This window comes from Pseudomonas sp. EMN2 (assembly GCF_009650555.1).
Taxonomy (GTDB): Bacteria; Pseudomonadota; Gammaproteobacteria; order Pseudomonadales; family Pseudomonadaceae; genus Aquipseudomonas; species Aquipseudomonas sichuanensis.
Genome location: NZ_VZZR01000063.1, coordinates 12,647 through 34,321, shown reverse-complemented (window position 1 = coordinate 34,321; position 21,675 = coordinate 12,647). Strand labels below are relative to the sequence as shown.

The window sequence follows — 21,675 nt, the reverse complement described above, 5'->3', positions numbered from 1 at the left end:
GCGGCGCTCGATCTCATAGGCGCCAGAAACCTTGCGGCGAGCACCTGTCAGCCCTCATGCGATCTCTATTGGCAGAGGGCCCTATCGCGGGGCAAGCCCGCTCCCACGGTGAGTGCTGCGTGGGAGCGGGCTTGCCCCGCGATGGGGCCCTTACACCCCCACACAACGCCCAAGCCTGGAGTAGACTGTCCCCCCTCCCGCATTCATAAGGACGTCGTCATGCTGAAGATCTGGGGCCGCAAGAATTCGAGCAATGTGCGCAAGGCGCTGTGGATCGCCCACGAACTGGGCCTGGACTTTGAATCCATCGACGCCGGCGGCGCCTTCGGCGTGGTCAACGAACCGCACTACCGGGCCCTCAACCCCAACGGCCTGGTACCGATGCTCGAAGACGGCGACCTGGTGCTGTGGGAGTCCAACGCCATCGTCCGCTACCTGTGCGCCGAGTACGGCGAAGAGCCGGGCTGGTACCTCGACGACCCACGCCAACGTGCCCTGGCGGACAAATGGATGGACTGGACCACCTCGTCCTTCGCTACCCCGTTCCGCCCGCTGTTCTGGGGCCTGCTGCGCACCCCCGAAGACCAGCGCGACTGGGTGGCGATCAACGCCGCGCACAAGCAGTGCGCCCAGTTGCTGGCCATCGCCGACGAAACCCTGGCCAGGCAGCCGTACCTGTCCGGCGAGCAGATCGGCATGGGCGACATCCCCCTGGGCAGCTTCATTTACGCCTGGTTCGAAATGCCCATCGAACGCCCGTCCATGTACCACTTGGAAGCCTGGTACGAGCGCCTCAAGCAACGCCCGGCCTACCAGGCGGCAGTGATGACGGCCCTGACGTGACGCCACTTCGATAGTCATTATCAATAGATGTGACTGTACTTGTGCGGCCGGGCCTTGCACCATGGCCGCACTCACTGCGCCAGTGACTTTGCCTGGCGTGTCCTGAACCATTCTTGATCCGGTACGTGACCCGCTATGAGTTCCGCCCTGTCCATCCGACAGCTGACCAAGACCTACGGCAACGGCTTCCAGGCCCTCAAGGGCATCGACCTGGACGTTGCCGAAGGCGACTTCTTCGCCTTGCTGGGCCCCAATGGCGCCGGCAAGTCCACCACCATCGGCATCCTCTCCACCCTGGTGAACAAGACCAGTGGCACGGTCAATGTGTTTGGCCACGATCTGGACCGCGAGCCGGCCGCGCTCAAGCGCTGCCTGGGCGTGGTGCCCCAGGAGTTCAACTTCAACCAGTTCGAGAAGACCTTCGACATCGTCGTCACCCAAGCGGGCTACTACGGCATCCCGCCCAAGCTGGCCAAGGAGCGTGCCGAGCAGTACCTGACCCAACTGGGGCTGTGGGACAAGCGTGACGTACAGTCGCGCTCGCTGTCCGGGGGCATGAAGCGCCGCCTGATGATCGCCCGGGCGCTGATCCACGAACCGCGCCTGCTGATCCTCGACGAGCCGACCGCGGGGGTGGACATCGAGCTGCGCCGTTCGATGTGGAGCTTCCTCACCGAGCTCAACCAGAAGGGCATCACCATCATCCTCACCACCCACTACCTCGAAGAGGCCGAGCAGCTGTGCCGCAACATCGGCATCATCGATCACGGCACCATCGTCGAGAACACCAGCATGCGCCAGCTGCTGGGCAAGCTGCATGTCGAGACCTTCGTGCTCGACCTCAAGCACGACCTGCCCGCTGCGCCTGAGCTGCTGGGCTACCCGTGCCGACTGATCACCCCGCACACCCTGGAAGTGCAGGTGGAGAAGGAGATCGGCATCACCGCGCTGTTCGGCCAACTGGCGCTGAAGAACATCGAGGTGCAGAGCCTGCGCAACAAGACCAACCGACTCGAGGAGCTGTTCGTGTCCCTGGTGGAAAAAAACCTGTCGAAGGTGGCCGTATGAGTGTGGAGCTGCGCACCAACTGGGTGGCCCTGAACACCATCGTCTATCGCGAAGTGCGGCGCTTCTTGCGCATCTGGCCACAGACCCTGCTGCCGCCGGCGATCACCATGGTGCTGTACTTCGTGATCTTCGGGAACCTGATCGGCCGGCAGATCGGCGACATGGGTGGCTTCACCTACATGGAGTACATCGTGCCGGGGCTGATCATGATGTCGGTGATCACCAACTCATACGGCAACGTGGTGTCGAGCTTCTTCGGCAGCAAGTTCCAGCGCTCCATCGAAGAGCTGATGGTGTCGCCGGTGTCGCCGCACATCATCCTCGTCGGCTATGTGCTGGGCGGCGTGCTGCGTGGTTTGGCGGTGGGGGTGATCGTTACCATCCTGTCGTTGTTCTTCACCCACCTGCAGGTGCATCACCTGGGCGTGACCGTCGCGGTGGTGCTGCTGACCGCGACCATTTTCTCGCTGCTGGGCTTCGTCAACGCGGTGTTCGCGCGCAACTTCGACGATATCTCGATCATCCCGACCTTCGTGTTGACGCCGCTGACCTACCTGGGCGGGGTGTTCTACTCGATCACCCTGCTGCCGCCGTTCTGGCAGACCGTGTCGTTGGCCAACCCGGTGCTGCACATGGTCAACTCGTTCCGCTACGGCATCCTAGGGGTGTCGGACATCAGCATTGGCACCGCGATCACGTTCATGCTGGTGGCCACCGCGTTGCTCTACCTGCTGTGCATCCGCCTGCTGGTCAGCGGCCGCGGCATGCGGGCGTAGGCAGCGACACTGGCGCCGGCGCCACTGCCGGCCCACCCACCAGCGCCAGTAGAACTGGGTGGTGAAGTAGGCAAGTACGCCGAGCACCACCCCGCACACCACCGAGCCCAGCAGGAAGGGTTGCCAGATCGTCGCCAGCTGGTCGGTGACCCAGTCGACGGTGATTTCCTCGGGCAGCGTGCGCGGCGGTACCTGCATCAGCCAGGCGCCGGTCATGTAGGTGACGAAGAACACCGGCGGCATGGTCAGCGGGTTGGTCAGCCACACCAGGCTCACCGCGATGGGCAGGTTGCCGCGTACCGGGATCGCCAGGGCGGCGGCCAGCAGCATCTGCATGGGGATGGGGATCAATGCCGCGAACAGCCCGACACCCATGGCCCGTGCCACCGAGTGGCGGTTGAGGTGCCAGAGGTTGGGGTCGTGGAGCAGCTTGCCGAAAAAGCGTAACGACTTGTGTTCCCGGATGCTGGTCGGGTCCGGCATGTAGCGTTTGAACAGACGGCGCGGCATGTGGGCTCCCGGCGGGGTTGAAGGGCGTCAGTATGCCTTGATTGAACCGCAGCCTCGTTCAGAGTTTGTGACAATTGTTTAGCAGAATTTCCCTATTGATCGGCTAAGCCTCAGGGGCGTTTTTCGCTTCTGGAGCTCTATCTCATGCGCACAGGGATGCTTGCGCTCGCGCTCGGGCTGTTGAGCCTGCGCTTTCTGCCTGCTCTGCCATCGGTCGGGTGGTTGCTTGCACTGCCATTGCTGGGGCTGGTCTGCCTGCGTACGCGGGGCTGGCCGCTTGGCTGTTACTTGTTGGGGCTTTGCTGGGCGTGCTGGTCGGCGCAACAGGCACTGGATGATCGGCTGGCCGTGGCACTGGACGGGCGCACCTTGTGGCTGGAGGGGCGGGTGGTCGGCCTGCCGGCGCGCACCGGGCACGGTGTGCGCTTCGAGCTGGAGCAGGCCAGTTCGCGTCGCGCCGAGTTGCCGCGGCGCTTGCAACTGAGCTGGTACGACGGCCCCGCGTTGCGCGCCGGGGAGCGCTGGCGGCTGGCGGTCAACGTGCGCCGCCCCCATGGGTTGCTCAACCCACATGGGCCGGACCGCGAGGCAACCCTGTTGGCACGGCGCATCGGCGCCACCGGCACGGTCAAGGCCGGTGAGCGGCTGGGCGCTCCCGCCCACGACTGGCGCGACGGCATCCGCCAACGCTTGCTCGCGGTCGATGCCCATGGACGCGAGGCGGCCCTGGCGGCGCTGGTGCTGGGCGATGGCGCGGGGCTGACGCGCCAGGACTGGCAGGCCCTGCAAGCCACAGGCACGGTCCATCTGCTGGTGATTTCCGGGCAGCATATCGGGCTGCTGGCCGGGCTGGTCTATGGCGGTGTGGCCGGGCTGGCTCGCCTGGGCGTGTGGCCGCGACGTCTGCCTTGGTTGCCCTGGGCTTGCGGCCTGGCCATGGGGGCGGCGTTGCTGTACGGCTGGCTGGCGGGTTTCGGCGTGCCGGTACAGCGTGCCTGCCTGATGCTGGCGGTGGTCCTGCTGTGGCGCCTGCGTTTTCGCCAGCTGGGCTTGGGGCTGCCCTTGTTGCTGGCGCTGCTGGGGGTGTTGCTGGTCGAGCCGCTGGCCAGCCTGTTGCCGGGCTTCTGGTTGTCGTTCGCCGCCGTGGCGGTGCTGGCGCTGTGTTTTGCCGCCCGGCTGGGCGCCTGGCGGCCTTGGCAGGCCTGGACGCGGGCGCAATGGGTGATCGCCGTGGGCCTGCTGCCGGTGCTGCTGGCGCTGGGCCTGCCGATCAGCCTAACGGCGCCGCTGGCCAACCTGCTGGCGGTGCCGTGGCTGAGCCTGGCGGTGCTGCCCTTGGCTTTGCTCGGTACCGCGCTGTTGCCGCTGCCCTGGTTGGGGGAGGGGCTGCTGTGGCTGGCGGGCATTGCGCTGCACGGCCTGTTTGCCTGGCTTGCCCAGGTGGCTGCGCTGGTGCCGGCGTGGATTGCCGAGCCACTGCCGCTGTGGGCCGGGCTGCTGGTGGGGCTTGGCGCGTTGCTGGTGCTGTTGCCTCGGGGCGTACCTTTGCGTGCGCCGGGTGCGGTCCTGTTGCTGGCTCTGTGGGCGCCACGTGAGCAGGTGCCGCATGGCCAGGTTGAAGTCTGGCAGCTGGACGTTGGCCAAGGGCTGGCGGTGTTGCTGCGCACTCGCCAACACAGTTTGCTGTATGACGCCGGCCCTGCGATGGGGGAGAGCGACCTGGGCGAAAGCGTGGTGCTGCCGACCTTGCGCAGGCTCGGGGTGCGGCAGTTGGACCTGATGCTGATCAGCCATGCCCATGCCGACCATGCCGGGGGCGCCGCGGCCGTTCATCGCGGGCTGCCGGTGAAGCGGGTGCTGGCCGGCGAAGCGATGGCGTTGGCGCCAGGCTTGCACGGCCAGCCCTGCAAGCGTGGCGAGCGCTGGCAATGGGATGGTGTCGATTTCGAGCTCTGGCAGTGGCCGGCCGGGCCCAACAGCAACGAGCGTTCCTGTGTGCTGCGGGTCGAGGCCAATGGCGAGCGGCTGCTGCTGGCTGGCGACATGGAGGCCGGCGCCGAGCGGGCCTGGCTGGCCGCGACGGACGATCCGCGCATCGACTGGCTGCAGGCGCCGCACCATGGCAGCCGCACCTCGTCCAGCGAGGCGCTCATCAGGGCCATGGCCCCGCGCGGGGTGTTGATATCGCGCGGGCGGCACAATGGGTTCGGGCATCCGCATCCGCAGGTGATCGAGCGTTATCGGCGGCACCAAATGAGGGTGCATGACACGGCGCTGGAGGGGGCGTTGAGGTTGCGCCTTGGGAGCCAGGGTGAGGTGGTGGGGGAGCGTGCAGGGCGCAGGTTCTGGCGGCAGGGCGAATGACGCCATCGCGGGGCAAGTCGCATCGGCGCACCGCCGCTCCCACGGTGGACGCGCAGAAAGCGTGGGAGCGGGCTTGCCCCGCGATGGCTGATTTGCCTGACCTCCGGCAGATGAGCCCCTCGCGTGCCTATGGTAGAGTGGCGGCCTTTTTCCGAGGGGATGCTTACTGTGTGGGAATTGGTCAAGTCCGGTGGCTGGATGATGCTGCCGATCATCCTGAGTTCCATCGTTGCCATGGCAATCGTCGTCGAGCGCCTGTGGACCCTGCGCGCCAGCCGTGTCACCCCGCCGCACCTGCTGGGCCAGGTGTGGATGTGGATCAAGGACAAGCAACTCACCAGTGACAAGCTCAAGGCCCTGCGCGCCGATTCGCCGCTGGGCGAGATCCTCGCCGCGGGCCTGGCCAATTCGCGCCATGGCCGCGAGATCATGAAAGAGTGCATCGAGGAAGCCGCCTCGCGGGTCATCCACGAGCTGGAACGCTACATCAGCACCCTCGGCACCATCGCCGCCATGGCCCCGCTGCTCGGCCTGCTGGGCACGGTGCTGGGCATGATCGACATCTTCAGCGCCTTCATGGGCTCGCAGATGACCGCCAACGCCGCGGTACTCGCCGGTGGTATTTCCAAGGCGCTGGTGACCACCGCCGCCGGCCTGATGGTCGGTATCCCGGCGGTGTTCTTCCACCGTTTCCTGCTGCGCCGCATCGATGAGCTGGTGGTGGGCATGGAGCAGGAAGCGATCAAGCTGGTGGAAGTGCTGCAGGGCGACCGTGAAGTGGAAGTGGCCGGAGGCAAGGCGTGAAGTTCCGGCGCAACCGTCAGCGCGAGAACGTCGATATCAACCTGGCGTCGTTGATCGACGTGGTGTTCGTGCTGCTGCTGTTCTTCGTGGTCACCACCACCTTCACCCGCGAGACGCAACTGCGCGTCGAACTGCCCGAGGCCGCCAGTGCCGAGCAGGCGCCGGCCGACCAAGGCAAGCTGGTGGAAATCACCATCAGCGCCGAGGGTGTGTATTCGGTGAACAACCACCTGCTGCCCAAGAGCGACCTGGACACCCTGACCGAGGCGATCGAGAAGGAATCCGGCGGTGACATCACCCTGCCGCTGGCGATCAGCGCCGACGGCAAGACCCCGCACCAGGCTGTGATCACCGCAATGGATGCGGCCGGCAAGCTCGGCTTCAGCAAGTTGCGCATGACCACCGTCGAGGCTGCGCAGGGCAAGCCCTGATGGCCTTCGCCGACCGTCTGCTTGCCGCCTGGTACAACGGCCATCCAGCCCTGGCCCTGCTACGTCCGCTGGAGGCGCTGTACCGCCGGGTGGTGATGCGCAAGCGCGCGCGCTTCCTCAGTGGCGAGAGCACCAGCTACCGGGCTCCGGTACCAGTTATTGTGGTGGGCAACATCACCGTTGGCGGCACCGGCAAGACGCCGATGATCCTCTGGCTGATCGAGCACTGCCGCCAGCGTGGCCTAAAGGTCGGCGTGGTCAGCCGTGGTTATGGCGCCAAGCCGCCCGGGTACCCCTGGCGCGTCGCCGCCGACCAGGGCGCCGAACAGGCCGGCGACGAGCCGTTGCTGATCGTCCAGCGTACCGGCGTGCCGCTGATGATCGACCCCGACCGTTCCCGCGCCGTGCAGGCGCTGCTGGCCAGCGATGCGCCCGACCTGATCCTCTGCGATGATGGCATGCAGCACTATCGCCTGGCCCGTGACCTGGAGCTGGTGCTGATCGATGCCGCCCGTGGCCTGGGCAACCGCCGCTGCCTGCCCGCCGGGCCGCTGCGCGAGCCGGCCGAGCGCCTGCACGAGGCCGACGCGGTGTTGTTCAATGGTGCCGTGGCCGACCCTGACCAAGGCTTCGGGTTCTGCCTGCAGCCCACCGCGCTGATCAACCTGCGCAGCGGCGAGCGCCGCGGCCTTGACCAGTTTCCTGCGGGCCAGGCGCTGCATGCCGTGGCCGGCATCGGCAACCCGCAACGTTTCTTCAATACCCTGCAGGGGCTAAACTGGCAGCCGCTGCCGCACCCGTTCGCCGACCATGCGCCGTACAGCCGTGAGCTGCTGTCGTTCAGCCCGCCGCTGCCGCTGGTGATGACCGAGAAGGATGCGGTGAAGTGCCGGTCCTTTGCCGCCGACGACTGGTGGTACCTGGCAGTCGATGCGCAGCCTTCGGCGGCCTTCGCCGCCTGGTTCGACGCACAGCTCGACCGCCTGCTGCCCGGCCACCCCTGAGCCTTTTTCATTTTCCGGCCATTGGCCTCAAGGAAACCCCATGGACACCAAACTGCTCGATATCCTGGCCTGCCCGATCACCAAGGGCCCGCTCAAGCTCAGCGCCGACAAGACCGAGCTGATCAGCAAGGGCGCCGGCCTGGCCTACCCGATCCGCGACGGCATCCCGGTGATGCTGGAAAGCGAAGCGCGCACCCTGACCGATGAAGAGCGCCTGGACAAATGAGCCTGGACTTCACCGTGGTGATCCCCGCCCGGCTGCGCTCCACGCGCCTGCCGGGCAAGCCGCTGCTGGCGATTGCCGGCAAGCCGATGGTCCAGCATGTGTGGGAGCAGGCGCGCAAGAGCGGCGCCAAGCGTGTGGTCATCGCCACCGACGATGCCAGTATCGTCGAGGCCTGCCAGGCGTTCGGCGCCGAGGTGCTGCTGACCCGCGCCGACCACGAGTCGGGCACCGATCGCCTGGCCGAAGTAGCCGCCCAGCTTGGGCTGGCGGCCGATGCCATCGTGGTCAACGTGCAAGGTGACGAGCCGCTGATCCCGCCGGTGATCATCGACCAGGTGGCGGCCAACCTCGCCGCGCACCCCGAGGCCGGCATCGCGACTTTGGCCGAGCCGATCCACGAACCGGAAACCGTGTTCAATCCCAACGCGGTCAAGGTCACCAGCGACAAGAACGGCCTGGCGCTGACCTTCAGCCGTGCACCCTTGCCCTGGGCCCGCGATGCCTTTGCCAAGGCGCGTGACGTGCTGCCCGAGGCTGTGCCGTACCGTCGCCATATCGGCATGTACGCCTACCGCGTGGGCTTCCTGCAGGACTTCGTCGGTTGGGGTCCATGCTGGCTCGAGCAGACCGAGGCGTTGGAGCAGCTGCGTGCACTGTGGCATGGCGTGCGCATCCACGTCGCCGATGCCATCGAGGCCCCGGCGGTGGGCGTCGACACCCCTGAAGACCTGGAGCGCGTGCGGCGCTTGCTGGAGGCCTGATGCGCGTCTTGTTCGTCTGCCTCGGCAATATCTGCCGTTCGCCCACTGCCGAAGGCGTGTTGCGCCACCAGCTGGAGGCCGCCGGCCTGGCTGATCAGGTGCAGGTGGCGTCTGCCGGCACCGGTGACTGGCATGTGGGCAAGGCCCCCGACAGCCGTACCTGCAAGGCCGCGCTGGCGCGTGGCTACGACCTGTCGCGTCAGCGCGCCCAGCAGGTCAAGGCGGCGCATTTCGGTGAGTACGACCTGATCCTGGCCATGGACAACAGCAACCTGGCCAACCTCAAGGCACTGCGCCCGCACAACGCCAAGGGCGAGCTGGACCTGTTCCTGCGCCGCTACGGCGCGGCGCTTGATGAAGTGCCCGACCCCTATTACGGCGGTGCCGAAGGTTTCGAGCAGGTCCTGGACCTGATCGAGGCGGCCTGCCGCGAGCTGGTGGTGGAAATCAAGGGGCGGTTATGACGGCGGCGTGGCAGCAACAGGTATCGCTCAAGCCCTACAACACCTTCGGCATCGATGTGCGTGCGCGTTATTTCACCCAGGCCCATGACGATGACGAAGCCCGTCAGGCCCTGGCCGAGGCCGCCGCGCGGCAGGTGCCGGTGCTGGTGATCGGCGGTGGCAGCAACCTGCTGCTGACCCGCGACATCGACGCCCTGGTACTGCACATGGCCAGCCGTGGCCGGCGCCTGCTCAGCGATGACGGCGAGCGGGTGGTGGTGGAGGCCGAGGCCGGTGAGCCCTGGCATCCCTTCGTGCAGTGGACCCTCGCGCAAGGCCTGAGCGGGCTGGAGAACCTCAGCCTGATCCCTGGCACCGTAGGGGCCGCGCCGATGCAGAACGTCGGCGCCTATGGGGTCGAGATCAAGGACGTTTTCGTCGGCCTGACCGCACTCGACCGAGATACCGGCGAGCTGCGCGATTTCACCTTGCAGGAATGCGCGTTCGGCTACCGTGACAGCCTGTTCAAGCGCAACCCCGGGCGTTGGTTGATCCTGCGCGTACGTTTTGCCCTTGACCGGACATTGCGGGCTCACCTGGATTACGGCCCGGTGCGTCAGCGTTTGACCGAGCAGGGCGTCGGGCAGCCGACTGCGCAGGCCATCAGTGATGCGATCTGCAGCATTCGCCAGGAGAAACTGCCGGACCCGGCCGAGCTGGGCAATGCTGGGAGCTTCTTCAAGAACCCTGTGGTGTCGGCAGCGCTGGCCGAGCAGATTCGCAGTGCTTACCCGACCGTGGTGGCTTATCCGCAGGCCGATGGCCGGGTGAAGCTGGCGGCGGGTTGGTTGATCGAGCAGGCCGGGTGGAAGGGCCATCGTGATGGCGATGCTGGTGTGCATCGCTTGCAGTCGTTGGTGCTGGTGAACTATGGCCAGGCGAGCGGGGCGCAGTTGCATGCGCTGGCGCAGAAGATCCAGGCGGATATCCTCGAGCGGTTCGGGGTGGCGCTGGAGATGGAGCCTAACCTGTACTGACGCAATCGCGGGGCAAGCCCGCTCCCACGCAAACACCAGCAGAAATGGCGTGGGAGCGGGCTTGCCCCGCGATCACCGGCGAAGCCGGTGCCAAATTTTCCCGGCAATGAAAAAGCCCCGCCAGTTCGCACTGGCGGGGCTTTTTCATTCAGCGACCGGAATCAACCGTGATGAGGCTTGTGCTCGTCTTCGGTGGTTTCCAGGGCTGGGGCGGCCTGGGCGGCAGCCAGGGCAGCAGCGGCTGCTTCGGCTTCGCGCTTGCGGCGGCGCACTTCACGCGGGTCGTTCGGCGCGCGGCCGTTCGGCAGCATGACAGGGGCCGGCTCGACCGGGGCTTCGACTTCGGCAGGTGCCTGCTCGGCAACCACTGGAGCCGGTTCGGCAACTGGCGCTTCGACCACTTCAGCTTGTGCTTCAACAACCGGGGCTTCGACGGCCGGAGTCGCTTCGAAGGCAGCAGGAGCCTGAACTTCAGCCACTTCGGCGACCTGCGCTGGTGCGATCTCGGCGGCTTCCACTGCTGGAGCCTTGACGACCGGTTCAGCTTCGATCACGACAGCCACCTGCTCGGCAACCGCTTCTTCGATCACTGGCTGTGGTGCCACTTCAACAGCGGGCTCGAAGCTTGGCTCGGCGGCAACGACGGGCTCGCTGACCGGCTGCTCGACCACTGGCGCGATGGCGATGGCTTCGGCTTGCTCGGCAACCTGGGCCACTTCGCTGCTTTCAACCTGGGCTTCGGCGACAATGGCGCTGGCGCGTTCGGCCTGCTGGTTGGCCTGGGCTTCGGCGTCGGCGCTGATGTTGCTGGTGGCGACGGCGGCGGTGACCGCGATGCCGGCGGCCAGTTCGGCGCCCAGGGCGGTGGCCTGGTGCTGTTGTGGCTGCTGTTCTTCGCCGGCTTCGTCGTCGCCGCCTTCGATCAGCTCGCCATCGGCGTTGCGCTGACGTTCACGACGGTTGCTGCGACGGCGCTGGCCGCGGGAGCGGCGGCGCGGACGCTCGCCATCGGTGCCTTCCTGCTCGTCCTGCAGCAGCTCTTCGTTCGGCAGTTGCTCCTCGTTGAGCTCGGCAGCCTGTTCAGCAACCTGCTCGTCAGGGCGCGGCTGGCGCTCTTCACGCGGTGGGCGTGGTTGGCGCTCTTCGCGAGGTGCACGCTCTTCGCGTGGGGCACGTTCTTCACGCGGTGCACGCTCTTCGCGTGGTGCGCGTTCTTCACGTGGAGCACGCTCTTCACGCGGTGCGCGTTCTTCGCGTGGAGCACGCTCTTCACGGGCTACGCGTTCTTCACGCGGTGCACGTTCTTCGCGAGGCTGGCGCTCTTCACGGGCGGCCGGTGCGACGTCCAGTGGCTCGCGCAGTTCGCGTACGCGTTCTTCACGGTTGCCACGGCGGTCTTCGCGCGGCTGGCGTGGTGCGCGTTCTTCACGCGGCGCACGCTCTTCACGTGGGGCGCGCTCTTCGCGAGGGGCACGCTCTTCGCGTGGCTGGCGCTCTTCGCGCGGGGCACGCTCGGCGCGCTCTTCACGCGGCTTGCGCTCTTCGTCGCGACGGCCATTGCGGTTGCGGCTCTGCTGGCGACCGTTGCGGCGCTCCTCGTTGCGCGGGGTGCGCTCGGTGGCAGGCTTCTCGGTGGTGGCAACCGGGGCGGCGACAGGCTCTTCCTTGCCGGCGAACAGGCTGACCAGCGACTTCACCAGGCCTTTGAACAGGCTGGGCTCTGGCGTGCTAGGGGCAGCAGCGGCTGCCGGAGCTGCGGCAGGCTGCGCTTCTTCCGTGCTTGGCACGGGGGCGTTGGCGCGGGCTGGAGCGGTCTTGACCGCGGCTTCCTGGCGAACCAGGGTGCGGGTGGCGGTCGGTTGCGGCGCTTCTTCGGTTTCGGAAGCTGCGATCTCGTAGCTGGACTGGTTGTTCAGCACTTCCGGGTTGTCGTCGCGCAGGCGCTGGACTTCGAAGTGCGGCGTTTCCAGGTGATCGTTCGGCAGAATGATGATGCGCGCGCGAGTGCGCAGTTCGATCTTGGTGATCGAGTTGCGTTTCTCGTTGAGCAGGAAGGCGGCGACCGGGATCGGTACCTGGGCACGTACCTCGGCGGTACGGTCTTTCAGGGCTTCTTCTTCGATCAGGCGCAGGATGGCCAGCGACAGCGACTCGACGTCACGGATGATGCCGGTGCCGGAGCAGCGTGGGCAAACGATGCCGCTGCTTTCACCCAGCGATGGGCGCAGGCGCTGACGGGACATTTCCAGCAGGCCGAAACGCGAGATACGGCCAACCTGCACGCGGGCGCGGTCGGCTTCCAGGCATTCACGCACGCGCTCTTCGACGGCGCGCTGGTTCTTGGCCGGGGTCATGTCGATGAAGTCGATGACGATCAGGCCGCCGATGTCACGCAGGCGCAGCTGGCGGGCGATTTCTTCGGCCGCTTCCAGGTTGGTCTGCAGGGCGGTTTCTTCGATGTCGCTGCCTTTGGTGGCGCGCGCCGAGTTGATGTCGATGGACACCAGGGCCTCGGTCGGGTCGATGACGATCGAGCCGCCGGACGGCAGGTCGACAACGCGCTGGAAGGCGGTTTCGATCTGGCTTTCGATCTGGAAGCGGTTGAACAGCGGGACGCTGTCTTCGTACAGCTTGACCTTGCTGGCGTACTGCGGCATCACCTGGCGGATGAAGGTCAGGGCTTCTTCCTGGGCATCGATGCTGTCGATCAGCACTTCGCCGATGTCCTGGCGCAGGTAGTCGCGGATCGCGCGGATGATGACGTTGCTTTCCTGGTAGATCAGGAACGGCGCGGAGCGGTCCAGCGAGGCTTCCTTGATGGCGGTCCACAGCTGCAGCAGGTAGTCGAGGTCCCACTGCATTTCTTCGCTGCTGCGGCCAAGGCCGGCGGTGCGCACGATCAGGCCCATGTCGCCTGGAACGGTCAGGCCGTTGAGGGCTTCACGCAGTTCGTTGCGCTCTTCGCCTTCGATGCGGCGGGAGATGCCGCCGGCGCGTGGGTTGTTGGGCATCAGCACCAGGTAGCGGCCAGCCAGGCTGATGAAGGTGGTCAGGGCGGCGCCTTTGTTGCCGCGCTCTTCCTTCTCGACCTGGACGATGACTTCCTGGCCTTCGCTCAGTACTTCCTTGATGTTGACCCGGCCTTCGGGGGTCTTCTTGAAGTATTCGCGGGAGATTTCCTTGAGTGGCAGGAAGCCGTGACGTTCGGAGCCGAAGTCTACGAAGGCGGCTTCGAGGCTTGGCTCGATACGGGTGATCTTGCCTTTGTAGATGTTGGCCTTTTTCTGCTCGCGCGCGCCGGACTCGATGTCCAGGTCGTAGAGGCGTTGGCCGTCTACCAGGGCTACACGCAACTCTTCGGGTTGAGTTGCGTTAATCAGCATTCTTTTCATGTTGTACCGTCGGTTTCCGGGCTGCCGGAAACGGCGTTCGGCACACACGACGTATCGGGGTCGGTGCCAAGGTGCGCAAAGGGTGGCGGGCCACCCCCGTGTCGAGCAACGTTCGGCACCAGCCGGTTGCCCAGCCTGCCGTTGTCGCGACGACGCGTCCTGTTCGCTGTGGTGTCAACGAGCCCCTTGGGTGTTCGAATCGACGTTCATCGATAGCCGAATCAACCAGACAGGCCTCGTGCACTCATGACAGGAGGAGGAATCAACCGTCAGCCGTGGACGCCGCTAGAGCGTCTGTTCAGGACCTTATCCGCTCATCGCCCGTTCAGTGGGGCGGTGGCCGGACGCGGTGCTACACGGTCCGAGGGCTGTGCATCTCCACCCTGCACGTATCCCTGATAATTCGGGTGCTGCCGCGCGCTGAATCCGCAACGGGTTGCATTTTTCGCCAGCGCGGGTACCGCGCTGGCGCCATTCATGTCCAAGGCAGGTATTTCCGAAGCATTCGCCGGGCGTTGCGTGGAAGCGACTGGCGGGCAGAGGTGCGGCGAAAAAGGTTCGGTAAGCAGGTGGAGCACCGCGCTTGTCGTTTTTCTTCGGTCTTCTCTACACAGCGCTGGTGGCGATTCCAGGCATTTGTTTAAACTGGCGAAAACCCCGTAGGACGGCCTCGCGTCCTGGAGAATTGCGAAGGTCAGGAACCGGCGTAGAGCCTGGTATCACTGGCCTGCCGCTTTTGGCGGCGTTCGCGACTATAGCAGTTATGATTAAGTGCTTCAATTCCATAAAAAATTGTTATGATCCCGCCATGACGACCAATACCCCTCCGACTTCCGGCGTACAGCTGATCGAAGTCGCGCCGGAGCTTGCCGGCCAACGCATCGACAATTTCCTCATCACGGCCCTCAAGGGCGTGCCCAAGACCTTGGTCTACCGCATCCTGCGCAAGGGTGAGGTGCGGGTCAACAAAGGGCGGATCAAGCCGGAATACAAGCTGCAGGCTGGCGATATCGTCCGCGTGCCGCCTGTGCGCCTGCCTGAGCGCGACGAGCCGGCGCCTGTGGCCCAAGGGCTGCTGCAGCGCCTGGAAGCCGCCATCGTCTACGAAGACAAGGCGCTGATCGTGATGAACAAGCCATCCGGCATTGCCGTGCATGGCGGCAGTGGTTTGAGTTTCGGGGTGATCGAGGCGCTGCGCCAGTTGCGCCCTGACGCCAAGGAGCTGGAGCTGGTGCATCGCCTGGATCGCGACACTTCCGGCCTGCTGATGATCGCCAAGAAGCGCAGCATGCTGCGCCACCTGCATGCCGCCCTGCGCGGCGATGGCGTGGACAAGCGCTACATGGCGCTGGTGCGCGGCCATTGGCCGACCGCCAAGAAGCAGGTCAGCGCGCCGTTGCTCAAGAGCAATCTGCGCTCGGGCGAGCGCATGGTCGAGGTGAATGACGAAGGCAAGGAGGCGTTGACCATGTTCCGTGTGCTGCGCCGTTTCGGCGAATTCGCCACCATCGTCGAGGCTCGGCCGATTACCGGTCGCACCCACCAGATTCGCGTGCACACCCTGCATGCCGGGCACATGATCGCCGGGGACAGCAAGTACGGCGATGAAGATTTCAGTCGCGAGATCCGTGAGCTGGGCGGCAAGCGCCTGTTCCTGCACGCCTATCAACTCACGGTGCCGCTGCCTGACGGTGGTGAGCTCAAGCTCGAGGCGCCGGTGGACGAAGTGTGGGCCAAGACCGTGGAGCGCCTGAGCGCGACCTGACCTATGACCAAGCGTTATGAGCTGCTGATCTTCGACTGGGACGGCACCTTGGCCGACTCCATCGGGCGCATCGTCGAGGCCATGAATGTGGCGGCCGGGCGCGCCGGTGAAGCGCCCAGCAGTGATGAGGCCATCAAGGGCATCATCGGCCTGGCATTGGACGAGGCGATCGCCACGCTGTATCCGCACCTGGATATCGTGCAGGTACAAGCTTTTCGTCAGCATTACGCCGATGTCTACATGGCGCTGGATCAGCAGCCTTCGCCGCTGTTCGAGGGGGTGGTCGAATCCCTCGAGGCATTCCGTGCCGAGGGCTATCGCCTGGCGGTGGCCACCGGCAAGGCGCGTCGCGGCCTGGATCGGGTGCTCAAGGCCAACGGCTGGGAGAGCTACTTCGATATCACTCGCGGCGCCGACGAGACCCGAGGCAAGCCGCACCCGTTGATGCTCGAAGAGATCCTCGCCCATTGTCAGGTCGAGCCCGGGCGGGCGCTGATGGTCGGCGATTCGGCATTCGACCTGCAGATGGCCAGCAATGCGGGCATGCACTCGGTGGCGGTCGGCTATGGCGCGATGCCGCTGCAGGCCCTGGCCGAGTTCGGGCCGCAAGTGTGCATCGAGCATTTCTCTCAATTGCGCGAATGGCTGGCGAATGGCGCGCAACTCAATTTCCAGGGTAGGTGAGCATGACTGACGAGTGGAAGGCCCCCGAGTCCGAAGACAACGAAGAACGCAAGAGCTGGAAGCTGCTGGAGAAGACGCTGCTGGCGGGCGTCCAGGAGCAGCGTCGGGCGCGGCGTTGGGGCATCTTTTTCAAGTTGCTGACCTTCGTCTACCTGTTCGGCATGTTGGTCCTGTTCACGCCGCTGCTGGATGTGGACAAGGCCGCGTCACGCGGTGCCAGCCATACGGCGCTGGTCGAGGTGCGCGGGATGATCGCCGATCAGGAGCCGGCCAGCGCCGACAATATCGTCAAGAGCCTGCGTGAGGCGTTCAAGGACGCGAAAACCAAGGGTGTGGTGCTGCGTATCAACAGTCCGGGCGGCAGCCCGGTGCAGTCGGGCTACATCTATGACGAAATTCGCCGCCTGCGCGCCGAATACCCGGCCATCAAGCTGTATGCGGTGATTACCGATCTGGGTGCCTCCGGCGCTTATTACATCGCCAGTGCCGCTGATGAAATCTATGCCGACAAGGCCAGCCTCGTTGGCTCCATTGGCGTGACGGCCGCCGGTTATGGCTTCGTCGGCACCATGGACAAGCTGGGCGTTGAGCGTCGCACCTACACCGCGGGTGAGCACAAGGCCTTCCTTGATCCGTTCTCGCCGCAGAAGCCGGAAGAGACCGCGTTCTGGCAGGGGGTGCTGGATACCACGCATCGCCAGTTCATCGCCATGGTCAAGCAGGGGCGGGGCGAGCGCCTGAAGGACAAGGATCATCCTGAGTTGTTCAGTGGTTTGATCTGGTCTGGCGAGCAGGCCAAGGAGCTGGGCCTGGTGGATGGCTTGGGCAGTGCCAGCTATGTGGCTCGCGAAATCATTGGCGAGCAGGAGTTGGTGGATTTCACAGTGCAAGAGTCGCCGTTCGATCGTTTCTCCAAGCGTATCGGTGCCAGTGTGGCCGAGCGGTTGGCCCTGTACATGGGCTTCCAGGGGCCTTCGTTGCGTTGAGCTGAAATCGGCGTGACATTCATCGCGGGGCAAGCCCGCTCCCACGGATTATCCTGTGGGGGCGGGCTTGCCCCTCGATGCGTTCTCAAGGCACCTGCACGCCTTCCTTGTGCAGCATATCCACCAAACGAATCAGCGGCAGCCCGATCAGGCTCGTGGCGTCGCAGCCGTGGGTGCTCTGGAACAGGCTCACCCCCAACCCCTCCGCTTTGAAGCTGCCCGCGCAATCCAGTGGCTGCTCGGCCTGCACGTAACGCTCCACACGCTCCCGATCCAGCTCGCGCATGGTCACCGTGAACGGCACGCAATCGACCTGGCACTGGCCGGTGGCGCTGTTGAGCAGTGCCAGGCCGGTGAGGAAGGTGACCTGCTTGCCGCTCGCTTCCAGCAGTTGCTCGCAGGCGCGTTCGAAGGTGTGAGGTTTGCCGAGAATCTGCTCGCCGAGCACCGCCATCTGGTCGGAGCCGATGATCAGGTGGCCTGGGTGGCGGCCCGCGAGCGCTTCGGCTTTTTGCCGGGCCAGGCGACGAACCAGTTCGACGGCGGGCTCATCGGCCAGCCGCTGCTCGTCTAGATCGGGGCTTGCCCAGCTGAAGGGCAGGCGCAGGCGGGAGAGCAGTTCGCGCCGGTAGGGGGAGCTGGAAGCCAGTAACAGAGGAAGCATGATAGACTCCTGGTCAATTGCCCCGAATTCTAACATGCGAGATGTGCCGAATTTCCTTTGACAGGGAGGGGGTGCATCCCTAGAATGCTGCGCCTATGTTGAATGACCCGATTCCACCTCACGTTGACCCGCGCAAATTAGCCGATCGAGGCGTAACCCTGAGTGGTTCGCTGCAACTCGCTGATTTGGAAAGACTCTGCGACCCGCTTTCCGACACTGTCGGTATGGTGCAGGCGAAGTTCGATTTTGAACGAGACGAACAGAAAGTTGTGGTTATCCACAGCGAGCTGGACGTCGAAGTCAAAATGGTTTGCCAGCGTTGTCTTGAGCTGGTCACCCTTCCAATCCACAGCGAATCTACTTACGCCGTGGTGAAGGAGGGTGCGAATACCCAGTCGTTGCCGAAAGGCTATGACGTGCTGGAACTGGGCGAAGATCCTTTGGATCTGCAGGCCTTGATCGAGGAAGAGCTGCTGCTTGCCCTGCCGATCGTGCCTGCTCATCATCCGGAAGAATGCCAGCAGCCGGCGGGCGCAGATGAGCCCGAACCGAGCAAGGACGAGGTAACGCGGTCCAACCCGTTCAGTGTATTGGCGCAGTTAAAGCGTGACCCAAACGTTTAGGAGTTAATCAATTATGGCTGTTCAGCAGAACAAAAAATCCCGCTCTGCCCGTGACATGCGCCGTTCGCACGACGCCCTGTCGGAAAACGCCCTGTCGGTAGAGAAGAGCACCGGTGAAGTACACCTGCGTCACCACGTTTCGCCAGAAGGCGTATACCGTGGTCGCAAAGTGATCGACAAGGGCGCTGACGAGTAATCCTTGTCCGCTCAGATCATCGCGATCGACGCAATGGGCGGGGACTTCGGTCCCCGCAGCATTGTCCAGGCTAGCCTAGCCTGCCTTTCGGCTACTCCCTCGCTGCACCTGACCCTCGTCGGTCAACCCTCCCTTCTTGAAGAGCTTGTCAGCGGCCAATCGGCTGCGGATCGCGCGCGCCTGCAGATTGTTGCGGCCAGTGAAGTGGTGGGCATGGACGAGCGGCCGTCGCAGGCGTTGCGCGGCAAGCCCGACTCGTCGATGCGCATCGCCCTCGAACTGGTGCGGGACGGCAAGGCCCAGGCCTGCGTCAGTGCCGGCAATACCGGCGCGCTAATGGCGTTGTCGCGTTTCGTGCTCAAGACCTTGCCCGGTATCGATCGCCCGGCGATGGTGGCGGCGATCCCGACCCAGGCGGGCTACTGTCAGTTGCTCGACCTGGGTGCCAATGTCGACTGCAGTGCCGAAAACCTCTACCAATTTGCGGTGATGGGCTCGGTGGCTGCCCAGGCGCTTGGAGTTCATCGCCCGCGGGTGGCGCTGCTCAATATCGGCACCGAAGACATCAAGGGCAACCAGCAGGTCAAGCTGGCCGCCAGCTTGTTGCAGAACGCACGTGGCCTGAACTACATCGGCTTTGTCGAGGGTGACGGCCTGTACCGCGGCGAGGCGGACGTAGTGGTGTGCGACGGTTTTGTCGGCAACATCCTGCTCAAGTCCAGCGAAGGCCTGGCGACCATGATCGCTGCGCGAATCGAGGCGTTGTTCCGTGGTGGCGTGCTGGCGCGGGCTGCCGGGGCCATGGCCATGCCATTGCTCAAGCGCCTGCAGGCCGACCTGGCGCCGGCGCGGCACAATGGCGCAAGCTTCCTCGGGCTCCAGGGTATCGTCATCAAGAGCCATGGTTCGGCGGGTGTGCAGGGTTTCCAGAGCGCCATCCAGCGTGCGCTGATCGAGATCCAGGAAAACCTGCCGCAGCGCCTGCACGGGCGCCTCGAAGACCTGTTGCCCTGAGTGCGCGGGGGCGAGCTTGCCTCGCAATGAGGACGTGACTGGAAAAACAAAGACTTTGGGCATATCGCCCATGAAGTGCTTAAATGTGACCGCTTGGTCCGCTGCTCCATCCAAGCTTTCAGATTTCGCGCTCGGCCTGTGGCCCGGCGCACCCTATCCGACGACAAGATCATAAGGGCTTGTTCAATGTCTGCATCCCTCGCATTCGTCTTTCCCGGTCAAGGTTCCCAATCGCTGGGCATGCTCGCCGAGCTCGGCGCTGAAAAGCCGGTAATCGTCGAAACCTTCAAGGAAGCTTCCGAGGCTCTGGGCTACGACCTGTGGAAGCTGGTCCAGGAAGGTCCGGAAGAACAACTCAACCAAACCGACAAGACTCAGCCGGCCATCCTGACCGCCTCCATCGCCCTGTGGCGTCTGTGGCTGGAAGAGGGCGGCGCGCAGCCGGCCTTCGTTTCGGGTCACAGCCTGGGTGAGTACAGCGCCCTGGTCGCTGCCGGCAGCCTGTCGCTCAAGGACGCCGTTCGCCTGGTCGAGCGCCGTGGCCAGCTGATGCAGGAAGCCGTGCCGGCCGGTCATGGCGCCATGGCTGCCATCCTGGGCCTGGACGATGCTGTCGTGGTCGATCTCTGCGCCAAGGCCGCTGAAGATGAAGTGGTCAGTGCGGTGAACTTCAACTCGCCGGGCCAGGTGGTGATTGCCGGTAACAAGGCTGCGGTCGATCGCGCCATGGCGCTGTGCAAAGAGGCCGGCGCCAAGCGTGCCCTGCCGCTGGCGGTCAGCGTGCCGTCGCACTGTGCGCTGATGAAGCCCGCTGCCGAGCGCTTCGCCGAGTTCGTCAACGCCATCGACTGGAAGGCCCCGCAGATTCCGGTTGTGCAGAACGTCACCGCCGCCATCGCCGCCGACCTCGATGTACTCAAGCAGGACCTGCTGGCACAGCTGTACCAGCCTGTGCGCTGGGTCGAATGCGTGCAGGCCTTGGCCGAGCGCGGCGCCGTGAACCTGGTCGAGTGCGGCCCGGGCAAGGTGCTGGCTGGTCTGAACAAGCGTTGCGCCGACGGTGTGACCACCTACAACCTCAATACCCCTGACGCCGTCGCCGCCACCCGTGCGGCGCTGGCCTGAATCTGGAGACGCTTGCATGAGCCTGCAAGGTAAAGTTGCACTGGTTACCGGCGCCAGCCGTGGCATTGGCCAGGCCATCGCCCTTGAGCTTGGCCGCCAGGGCGCCATCGTCATCGGCACCGCCACTTCGGCCTCCGGTGCCGAGCGCATCGCCGCCACCCTCAAGGAGCACGGTGTTGCCGGTACCGGCATGGAACTGAACGTGACCAACGCAGAGTCCGTGAATGCGGTGCTGAACGCCATCGGCGAGCAGTTCGGCGCCCCGGCGATCCTGGTCAACAACGCTGGCATCACCCGCGACAACCTCATGCTGCGCATGAAGGACGACGAGTGGTTCGACGTGATCGACACCAATCTCAACAGCCTCTACCGTCTGTCCAAGGGCGTACTGCGCGGCATGACCAAGGCCCGTTGGGGTCGTATCATCAGCATCGGCTCGGTCGTCGGTGCCATGGGTAACGCAGGGCAGGCCAACTATGCGGCCGCCAAGGCCGGCCTGGAAGGCTTCAGCCGCGCACTGGCCCGTGAAGTGGGTTCGCGTGGCATCACCGTCAACTCGGTCACCCCGGGCTTCATCGACACCGACATGACCCGTGAGCTGCCGGAAGCACAGCGCGAAGCCCTGCAGAAAGAAATTCCGCTGGGCCGCCTGGGGCAGGCCGACGAAATCGCGAAGGTGGTTTCGTTCCTGGCCTCCGACGGCGCGGCCTATGTCACTGGCGCCACCGTGCCGGTGAACGGCGGGATGTACATGTAAAAACTGCAACGCGATGTGACGGATTGCTTCAAAAAAGAGTCATACTCCGAGCTTAAAATCCGTTATAAAGCTGCAACCAGATTCCGGGCAGAGGGTTGGGTGACTTAGCTGAAGGCGTGTTCCGCTTGAAAAGCAGGCGTCTTTCTATAAACTTGGTCACCGGCCAGCTGCCTGACATATGTCCATTAGGAGTGAAAACTAG

22 protein-coding genes are annotated in these 21,675 nt (G+C 64.8%); 19 read left to right on the top strand and 3 right to left on the bottom strand.

Features of this window, described 5'->3' with window-relative positions; genetic code table 11:
• The first annotated feature begins 219 nt into the window (after positions 1–219).
• The 3 genes from F6X61_RS19020 (at position 220) to F6X61_RS19010 (ending at position 2,687) form a co-directional block, all read left to right on the top strand.
• Complete coding sequence (locus F6X61_RS19020; RefSeq protein WP_153787923.1) at positions 220–843, top strand: glutathione S-transferase; 624 nt, start codon at positions 220–222, stop codon at positions 841–843.
• Positions 844–978: 135 nt separating this feature from the next.
• Positions 979–1,911, top strand: coding sequence for an ABC transporter ATP-binding protein (locus F6X61_RS19015; RefSeq protein ID WP_153787922.1), 933 nt, complete (start codon positions 979–981; stop codon positions 1,909–1,911).
• A complete protein-coding gene (locus F6X61_RS19010; protein WP_110995696.1) occupies positions 1,908–2,687 on the top strand; it encodes an ABC transporter permease in 780 nt (259 codons plus the stop codon). The genes F6X61_RS19015 and F6X61_RS19010 overlap by 4 nt, the downstream gene beginning before the upstream one ends.
• On the opposite strand, the gene F6X61_RS19005 is transcribed toward F6X61_RS19010, so the two are convergent.
• A complete protein-coding gene (locus F6X61_RS19005; protein WP_153787921.1) occupies positions 2,571–3,197 on the bottom strand; it encodes a DUF2062 domain-containing protein in 627 nt (208 codons plus the stop codon). The genes F6X61_RS19010 and F6X61_RS19005 overlap by 117 nt on opposite strands.
• A gap of 144 nt (positions 3,198–3,341) precedes the next feature.
• Between F6X61_RS19005 and F6X61_RS19000 the strand changes: the two genes are divergently transcribed.
• The 8 genes from F6X61_RS19000 (at position 3,342) to murB (ending at position 10,267) form a co-directional block, all read left to right on the top strand.
• Positions 3,342–5,561, top strand: coding sequence for a DNA internalization-related competence protein ComEC/Rec2 (locus tag F6X61_RS19000; protein ID WP_153787920.1), 2,220 nt, complete (start codon positions 3,342–3,344; stop codon positions 5,559–5,561).
• 168 nt (positions 5,562–5,729) lie between these two features.
• Positions 5,730–6,365, top strand: coding sequence for a MotA/TolQ/ExbB proton channel family protein (locus F6X61_RS18995; RefSeq protein WP_138221286.1), 636 nt, complete (start codon positions 5,730–5,732; stop codon positions 6,363–6,365).
• Positions 6,362–6,796, top strand: a complete 435-nt coding sequence (locus F6X61_RS18990) for a biopolymer transporter ExbD (protein ID WP_153787919.1) — start codon at positions 6,362–6,364, stop codon at positions 6,794–6,796. Before F6X61_RS18995 ends, F6X61_RS18990 begins: the two co-directional genes overlap by 4 nt.
• Positions 6,796–7,800: a tetraacyldisaccharide 4'-kinase gene (lpxK, locus tag F6X61_RS18985; protein WP_153787918.1), complete on the top strand. Its 1,005-nt coding sequence runs from the start codon at positions 6,796–6,798 to the stop codon at positions 7,798–7,800. The genes F6X61_RS18990 and lpxK overlap by 1 nt, the downstream gene beginning before the upstream one ends.
• 40 nt (positions 7,801–7,840) lie before the next feature.
• On the top strand, positions 7,841–8,026 hold the full coding sequence (locus F6X61_RS18980) for a Trm112 family protein (protein ID WP_011532874.1): 186 nt from the start codon (positions 7,841–7,843) through the stop codon (positions 8,024–8,026).
• On the top strand, positions 8,023–8,787 hold the full coding sequence (gene kdsB, locus F6X61_RS18975; RefSeq protein WP_153787917.1) for a 3-deoxy-manno-octulosonate cytidylyltransferase: 765 nt from the start codon (positions 8,023–8,025) through the stop codon (positions 8,785–8,787). Before F6X61_RS18980 ends, kdsB begins: the two co-directional genes overlap by 4 nt.
• A complete protein-coding gene (locus tag F6X61_RS18970) occupies positions 8,787–9,251 on the top strand; it encodes a low molecular weight protein-tyrosine-phosphatase (RefSeq protein WP_153787916.1) in 465 nt (154 codons plus the stop codon). The genes kdsB and F6X61_RS18970 overlap by 1 nt, the downstream gene beginning before the upstream one ends.
• Positions 9,248–10,267, top strand: a complete 1,020-nt coding sequence (gene murB / locus F6X61_RS18965) for a UDP-N-acetylmuramate dehydrogenase (protein WP_153787915.1) — start codon at positions 9,248–9,250, stop codon at positions 10,265–10,267. Before F6X61_RS18970 ends, murB begins: the two co-directional genes overlap by 4 nt.
• A 161-nt stretch (positions 10,268–10,428) precedes the next feature.
• Here murB and rne read toward each other — a convergent pair whose 3' ends face one another.
• Entirely contained in the window at positions 10,429–13,659 is a 3,231-nt protein-coding gene (rne, locus tag F6X61_RS18960) for a ribonuclease E (protein ID WP_153787914.1), read from the bottom strand.
• A gap of 808 nt (positions 13,660–14,467) precedes the next feature.
• Between rne and rluC the strand changes: the two genes are divergently transcribed.
• Genes rluC through sppA form a run of 3 tightly spaced genes read left to right on the top strand, consistent with a single transcriptional unit; the run spans position 14,468 to position 17,094 of the window.
• Positions 14,468–15,424, top strand: coding sequence for a 23S rRNA pseudouridine(955/2504/2580) synthase RluC (gene rluC / locus F6X61_RS18955; RefSeq protein ID WP_125463224.1), 957 nt, complete (start codon positions 14,468–14,470; stop codon positions 15,422–15,424).
• A 3-nt stretch (positions 15,425–15,427) separates the two neighbouring features.
• A complete protein-coding gene (locus tag F6X61_RS18950; RefSeq protein ID WP_153787913.1) occupies positions 15,428–16,108 on the top strand; it encodes an HAD family hydrolase in 681 nt (226 codons plus the stop codon).
• Between the two features lie 2 nt (positions 16,109–16,110).
• Positions 16,111–17,094 (top strand): signal peptide peptidase SppA, encoded by a 984-nt coding sequence (gene sppA, locus F6X61_RS18945; RefSeq protein ID WP_153787912.1) that lies wholly within the window; start codon positions 16,111–16,113, stop codon positions 17,092–17,094.
• Positions 17,095–17,179: 85 nt separating this feature from the next.
• Here the strand turns inward: sppA and F6X61_RS18940 are convergent, their stop codons facing one another.
• Positions 17,180–17,758 carry a nucleoside triphosphate pyrophosphatase gene (locus F6X61_RS18940; protein ID WP_153787911.1) on the bottom strand — a complete coding sequence of 193 codons (579 nt, stop codon included), beginning with the start codon at positions 17,756–17,758 and terminating at the stop codon, positions 17,180–17,182.
• Positions 17,759–17,853: 95 nt separating this feature from the next.
• Between F6X61_RS18940 and F6X61_RS18935 the strand changes: the two genes are divergently transcribed.
• The 5 genes from F6X61_RS18935 to fabG all read left to right on the top strand — a co-directional run bounded on the left by F6X61_RS18935 (position 17,854) and on the right by fabG (position 21,473).
• Complete coding sequence (locus F6X61_RS18935; protein WP_153787910.1) at positions 17,854–18,381, top strand: YceD family protein; 528 nt, start codon at positions 17,854–17,856, stop codon at positions 18,379–18,381.
• Positions 18,382–18,394: 13 nt separating this feature from the next.
• Positions 18,395–18,577 (top strand): 50S ribosomal protein L32, encoded by a 183-nt coding sequence (rpmF, locus tag F6X61_RS18930; protein ID WP_008096416.1) that lies wholly within the window; start codon positions 18,395–18,397, stop codon positions 18,575–18,577.
• Between the two features lie 3 nt (positions 18,578–18,580).
• The gene (gene plsX / locus F6X61_RS18925; RefSeq protein ID WP_125463228.1) at positions 18,581–19,591 is read left to right on the top strand and encodes a phosphate acyltransferase PlsX; all 1,011 of its coding nucleotides are present in this window, start codon (positions 18,581–18,583) and stop codon (positions 19,589–19,591) included.
• A gap of 186 nt (positions 19,592–19,777) precedes the next feature.
• Positions 19,778–20,716 (top strand): ACP S-malonyltransferase, encoded by a 939-nt coding sequence (gene fabD / locus F6X61_RS18920; RefSeq protein WP_153787909.1) that lies wholly within the window; start codon positions 19,778–19,780, stop codon positions 20,714–20,716.
• 16 nt (positions 20,717–20,732) lie between these two features.
• Positions 20,733–21,473 (top strand): 3-oxoacyl-ACP reductase FabG, encoded by a 741-nt coding sequence (gene fabG / locus F6X61_RS18915; RefSeq protein ID WP_153787908.1) that lies wholly within the window; start codon positions 20,733–20,735, stop codon positions 21,471–21,473.
• Positions 21,474–21,675: the final 202 nt, after the last annotated feature.

What these genes read in the sequence shown, in the direction of transcription:
- F6X61_RS18970 (WP_153787916.1), top strand. Translation starts at nt 8,787, where the DNA reads ATGCGCGTCTTGTTCGTCTGCCTCGGCAATATCTGCCGTTCGCCCACT.
- F6X61_RS19015 (WP_153787922.1), top strand. Translation starts at nt 979, where the DNA reads ATGAGTTCCGCCCTGTCCATCCGACAGCTGACCAAGACCTACGGCAAC.
- F6X61_RS18940 (WP_153787911.1), bottom strand. Translation starts at nt 17,758, where the DNA reads ATGCTTCCTCTGTTACTGGCTTCCAGCTCCCCCTACCGGCGCGAACTG.
- rpmF (WP_008096416.1), top strand. Translation starts at nt 18,395, where the DNA reads ATGGCTGTTCAGCAGAACAAAAAATCCCGCTCTGCCCGTGACATGCGC.
- F6X61_RS19020 (WP_153787923.1), top strand. Translation starts at nt 220, where the DNA reads ATGCTGAAGATCTGGGGCCGCAAGAATTCGAGCAATGTGCGCAAGGCG.
- F6X61_RS18950 (WP_153787913.1), top strand. Translation starts at nt 15,428, where the DNA reads ATGACCAAGCGTTATGAGCTGCTGATCTTCGACTGGGACGGCACCTTG.
- fabD (WP_153787909.1), top strand. Translation starts at nt 19,778, where the DNA reads ATGTCTGCATCCCTCGCATTCGTCTTTCCCGGTCAAGGTTCCCAATCG.
- rne (WP_153787914.1), bottom strand. Translation starts at nt 13,659, where the DNA reads ATGAAAAGAATGCTGATTAACGCAACTCAACCCGAAGAGTTGCGTGTA.
- sppA (WP_153787912.1), top strand. Translation starts at nt 16,111, where the DNA reads ATGACTGACGAGTGGAAGGCCCCCGAGTCCGAAGACAACGAAGAACGC.
- rluC (WP_125463224.1), top strand. Translation starts at nt 14,468, where the DNA reads ATGACGACCAATACCCCTCCGACTTCCGGCGTACAGCTGATCGAAGTC.
- lpxK (WP_153787918.1), top strand. Translation starts at nt 6,796, where the DNA reads ATGGCCTTCGCCGACCGTCTGCTTGCCGCCTGGTACAACGGCCATCCA.
- F6X61_RS18980 (WP_011532874.1), top strand. Translation starts at nt 7,841, where the DNA reads ATGGACACCAAACTGCTCGATATCCTGGCCTGCCCGATCACCAAGGGC.
- fabG (WP_153787908.1), top strand. Translation starts at nt 20,733, where the DNA reads ATGAGCCTGCAAGGTAAAGTTGCACTGGTTACCGGCGCCAGCCGTGGC.
- F6X61_RS19005 (WP_153787921.1), bottom strand. Translation starts at nt 3,197, where the DNA reads ATGCCGCGCCGTCTGTTCAAACGCTACATGCCGGACCCGACCAGCATC.
- F6X61_RS18935 (WP_153787910.1), top strand. Translation starts at nt 17,854, where the DNA reads ATGTTGAATGACCCGATTCCACCTCACGTTGACCCGCGCAAATTAGCC.
- kdsB (WP_153787917.1), top strand. Translation starts at nt 8,023, where the DNA reads ATGAGCCTGGACTTCACCGTGGTGATCCCCGCCCGGCTGCGCTCCACG.
- murB (WP_153787915.1), top strand. Translation starts at nt 9,248, where the DNA reads ATGACGGCGGCGTGGCAGCAACAGGTATCGCTCAAGCCCTACAACACC.
- F6X61_RS19000 (WP_153787920.1), top strand. Translation starts at nt 3,342, where the DNA reads ATGCGCACAGGGATGCTTGCGCTCGCGCTCGGGCTGTTGAGCCTGCGC.
- F6X61_RS19010 (WP_110995696.1), top strand. Translation starts at nt 1,908, where the DNA reads ATGAGTGTGGAGCTGCGCACCAACTGGGTGGCCCTGAACACCATCGTC.